At 71.4% G+C, this 4,358-nt stretch carries 4 protein-coding genes and 1 pseudogene; 1 reads left to right on the forward strand and 4 read right to left on the reverse strand.

Annotation, left to right across the window (positions count from 1 at the left end; all coding sequences use genetic code 11):
* The 3 genes and pseudogenes from AC5LSR_RS02930 to AC5LSR_RS02940 form a co-directional block, all read right to left on the reverse strand.
* Nucleotides 1-316, reverse strand: a pseudogene (locus AC5LSR_RS02930) (hypothetical protein); the annotation flags it as partial.
* The gene (locus AC5LSR_RS02935; RefSeq protein WP_250290680.1) at nt 313-1,773 is read right to left on the reverse strand and encodes a hypothetical protein; all 1,461 of its coding nucleotides are present in this window, start codon (nt 1,771-1,773) and stop codon (nt 313-315) included. The gene AC5LSR_RS02935 and the pseudogene AC5LSR_RS02930, both read right to left, overlap by 4 nt.
* Complete coding sequence (locus tag AC5LSR_RS02940; RefSeq protein ID WP_493464351.1) at nt 1,774-2,274, reverse strand: hypothetical protein; 501 nt, start codon at nt 2,272-2,274, stop codon at nt 1,774-1,776.
* Nucleotides 2,275-2,887: 613 nt separating this feature from the next.
* On the opposite strand from AC5LSR_RS02940, the gene AC5LSR_RS02945 reads away from it, so the two are divergent.
* Nucleotides 2,888-3,067, forward strand: coding sequence for a hypothetical protein (locus AC5LSR_RS02945; protein ID WP_250285339.1), 180 nt, complete (start codon nt 2,888-2,890; stop codon nt 3,065-3,067).
* Between the two features lie 512 nt (nt 3,068-3,579).
* Here AC5LSR_RS02945 and AC5LSR_RS02950 read toward each other — a convergent pair.
* The coding region (locus AC5LSR_RS02950) for a nucleotide sugar dehydrogenase (protein WP_493468117.1) at nt 3,580-4,358 on the reverse strand (779 nt) is incomplete at its 5' end.

The following is a 4,358-nucleotide window of genomic DNA, read 5'->3' on the forward strand; positions in this document are numbered from 1 at the left end:
TCTCGCTGTTCGCGGTCTCGTTGCCCTGGCCCAGCAGGCCCAGCAGATCGGCGGCGAGCGTGGGGAAGCGCTGCACGACGGTGTCGACGGAGACGGCCGGGTCCAGGAGAACGGCCGGCAGGTCGAGATCGTCGACGATCGCCAGGCTCGCCGACTCCAGCGCGAGCTGCTCGTCCACGGCGAAGATCCGGGAAAGCAGCCGCCAGTACAGGACCTGGCGCCGGTTCTCGGCGACCGTGTCGAACGAGCCGGCCTCTCCCGCCAGGGTCTGCCGGGTCTGCCGGACCTGCCGGGTCACGTTCGTGGATGTGGTCACTTGCGCAGCAGCCTTCCGGCGCGTTCACGCAGGACGGCCACCGTGTCGCCGTTCCTGGCGTGCGCCTTCGCGATCTTCGGATCGGTGACCCCGAGGGCCCAGTCACCGGCGTGCGCCGCCGTCGGCTTACGCCTGACCACGGCCTGGGCCGCGAGCGGGCGCAGCCGCCAGGCGCCGCCGTCCCAGCGCAGCAGCCCGAGGCAGGCGGACGAGACGGCCAGCAGCTCGGGAGTGAGCGGGCCGTGGCTCGCCGCCGGGTTCGCGGCGACCGGGCTGACGTCGACGTCGAGTACGGCCCCGTCCAGGTCGAGCGTGACCGTCCGCCGCTCGGCGTCGAACGCGGCCGCGTAGTCCTCCACGAGCACCGGCTCGGCGATCCGGACGGGGTGGCGGTCCAGCGGCACCGCGGCCGGCGCGACCGCCCCCGCGAGCAGGACCCGGGCGGTCACGAACGGATCCGCCGCGTCGGCGAGCCGCGCCGCGTCCTCCCGCCACAGCAGATCGCCGCCCTCGAGCAGCGCCATCTCGACGATCTCGACCGCGCGGTGCTCGGCGAGCGCGCCCAGCAGGACCGGGTAGGCGCTCAGCAGGTGCCACAGCGCAGGCCCGACGATCGTGTCCACCTTCGCGGCGCTCACCCCGGCACGCACCAGCCGCGGCGGCGCGTCCGCGCCGCCGGTGGCCTCGAGGATCCCGTGCACCTGGACCCGGACAGCGGTGTCGTGCTCGGCGATCTCGGCGCCGAGCACGAGCAGCCGACCGGACACCCGCTCCGCCGTGTCCGCGTCCGGTGTCCAGCCGCCTCGCCAGGCGAGCAGTTGGGCGCGCGTCCACAGGTCGCCCCAGCGCCGGACCGGGAGCCGCGCCGCGGCCCCCACCGGGCAGGAGGCCCGCAGCTCGGTGGCCAGGCCGTCGACGAGCACCGCCAGCCGGCGCAGGCCCGCCTCGGTCCACGCGGCCTCGCGCGCCCGGGAACTCGACGAGACCAGCTCGTCGTCGACGCCGCGCCAGCCGGTGATCGCCAGCTCGCGCAGCCACGACCGGCAGCCGGCAAGCGCACCGTTGCCCGCCGGCCCGGACGCGCCGGCCGCCGGCGGCCCGTTCCCCTCCGGCCCGGCATCCCAGGTCAGCCGGTCTCGACCGAGCGCCGCGTCGAAGCCCGTGAGCAGCGCGTCGTGCGCGGCGCCGAGGAGGGCGGCACGGGCGCCGGCCAACGCCACCAGCGCGTCGTCGCCGGCCGAGCCGACAACGATCTTCTCCACGGCCTCCGCGGCCCGCGGGCCGAGCGGGGTCGCCGCCACCGCGCCCGCCAGGGCCTCGAGCGCGTCGACGGCCGACGGGCCCAGCCGGCCGAGGCCGTCGGCCAGGGCGTCGTCGAACCCGTCCACCACCGTGAGGGCCGCTTCGACGCCCGCGGGCGCGGACCCGGTCAGCGCACCCAGCTGCGTCGCGCGCATCTACAGCACCGCCCGTTCCGCCGGGAACCAGTCGAGCTCGGGAACGGGCCCGGCGACGTCGGGCCGCTCCAGGTAGCCGAGATGTCGTAGGAAGCCGCTGAAGACGGTCGCCGCGGGCTGCTTCTCCTGCTGCCCGCTCAGGCCGGCGATCAGGTCGGCGGCCGACGCCGCGCCGTCGCCGACGTCGGCGCGCAGGTAGCGCGCGACCCGGTCCGTCCCGTACTGGAGCACCGCCGCGTCGACGAGCGCCTGGAGGTGCTTGCACATCGCCCAGGTGTTGAGCCCGCCGCAGGGCCGGTTGTTGTTCGTGCTGCAGTAGTACGCGTGCGTCCCGGCGGCGATCGACGAGACGTACACCCGCTCGATGTCCGAGCCGCTCGACACGACCCCCTGCAGCCGCCCGTCGGTCAGCTCGACGAAAGGCACCTTCGCCAGCGCCCGGGGCGGGACGGGCGCCCCGACCCGCCCTGTGCTGCGCCGTTCCTCGTGACCCGTCGCCACCGCTCATCGACCTCCGTCGCTCGACCGGCCATCACCGACCGGTCGCTGCCGATCAGCCCGGTCTGCCCGCTGTTGTATCGCGGGGGTCCGACAGTTCTAACCGGGGCGATCAGGACAGATCGGAATGGGCCATACGGCGACCCGGAGCAACCACGTGCCAGTGTGCGACCAGAGCCGGGACGGCAGCCCGCGGATACCTTCCGCCCACATCAACATCCGCGGTGCCGTCCCACCAGGAACGGCGACGAACCGCACGCGAGGCTGCCATGGACGAACTGGTAGCCCTCTCCGAGGAGTTCGACGGCTACCGCGCGACCGACAGGCCCTATCGTCGCACGGAAGCGCCATGACCTTCGCCGCGCTGCTCGACACGTGCGTCCTGTTCCCCATGCACCTGCGCGACAGCCTGTTACGCCTCGCGATCACCAACCTCTACCGTCCGCTGTGGTCGCCACACATCCTGCGGGAGCTCCAGGACGCACTCGTCCGCGAGGGTTCGGCGTCACCGGAGGCAAAACGTATAGTCATCCACAATGGGGCACGCGGCCCGCAAGGCACTCACCGACTCCCACCTACGGCTCCGTGCACGTCTACATCGGGGTAGAGTGCATGTGTGGAGATCTATGGTGTGGTCGTCCCAGAGCCGCACGAAGTTGTGGACGAAGCTCCACCGGACGTAGTCGCTGCTGTTGCGGAGGCTGACGAGACGACAGACGACGCCATCGTCTGTATGAGCTTCCAGGCGTTCGACGATCTGTTGAGCGAGTTTGTCGAGCACCCGCAAGCCAGCTAACCCCGGAAAATGTTCAGCGGCACGGAGCAGTTACCGTGCTCAACATGCCCACCTTCCAGCCGGAGAGCCGGTTTCTCGCCGAGTTCCACCGACTCAGCGCTGCGGATCAGGCTGCGTTCCGACGTGCGGTGGTGCTGTTCCACGAAGGGCTGGTTGCTGGGCGGTTCCATCCCTCACTACGCGTAAAGAGCTACCAGTCTCTCCCGGGTGTCAACGAGATGACGTGGGCACGTAACGGCCGCGCCCTGTGGCGCTATGGGCTACCTGTGCGGCCTGGGCATGCTCACGTAATCTGGCTACGGATCGGGACACACGATATATACAAGCGATAGAAGCGCACTCCCACAAACCATCGTTGACCGCTCCGCTAAAAGCATAATAATCATATTATTTGATTGTGTTTGCAAGGCTCCAGTCAGGTGGATCGGTGGCCGGGTGGTGTCCGGAGGGCTGCCGGACACCACCCGGATTTGGTGGCTGTCCGTTGGCGGGCTGGCCGTCGTCGGGTTGGGTCAGAGGAGTTCGATCTCGGCGGTGGCGGGTGGCGCGGCGTCGTGGTGGCCGGAGCGCTGGGTGGGCAGCCAGCAGCGGGTGTCGAGGACGGCGCGGGCGCGGCGGGCCACCAACTCCCGGGAGAACGCGTCGTGGTCGACCAGGACGACCACGAGGTCGGCGGCGGCGACCTCCTCGGCGTCCGCCTCGACCAGGGCGACACCCGACGGCAGGCAGGAGGCGTCGACGTGCGGGTCCGCGGCCCGCACGTGCGCGCCGAGCCCGGCGAGCAGCGTGGCGACCCGCACCGCCGAGGACTCCCGGGCGTCACCGGTGTTCTTCTTGTAGGCCAGCCCGAGCAGCAGGATGCGGCTGCCGTTGACCGCGCTGCGCCGGCGGTTGAGCATCTCCAGGACCCGGCGCACGACATGGTCGGGCATGTGGTCGTTGACGTCGTTGGCGAGCTCGACGAAACGGAAGCTGCGCCCGAGGCTGCGCCGTACCCGCCACGACAGGTAGGAGGGGTCGATGGGCAGGCAGTGCCCGCCGACCCCGGGGCCGGGGGTGAAGCGCAGGAAGCCGAACGGCTTGGTGGACGCCGCCTCGATCGCCTCCCACACGTCGACCCCGAGCTCGTGGGCGAACATCGCCAGCTCGTTCACCAGGGCGATGTTGACGTGGCGGAAGGTGTTCTCCAGCAGCTTGGTCAGCTCGGCGGTGCGGACCGAGGCCACCGGCACGGTCGTCTCGACGATCGAGTCGTAGAACGCCCGCACGGCCCGCAGGGACCGCTCGTCGA

This window comes from Protofrankia sp. CiP1_Cm_nod4 (assembly GCF_982290645.1).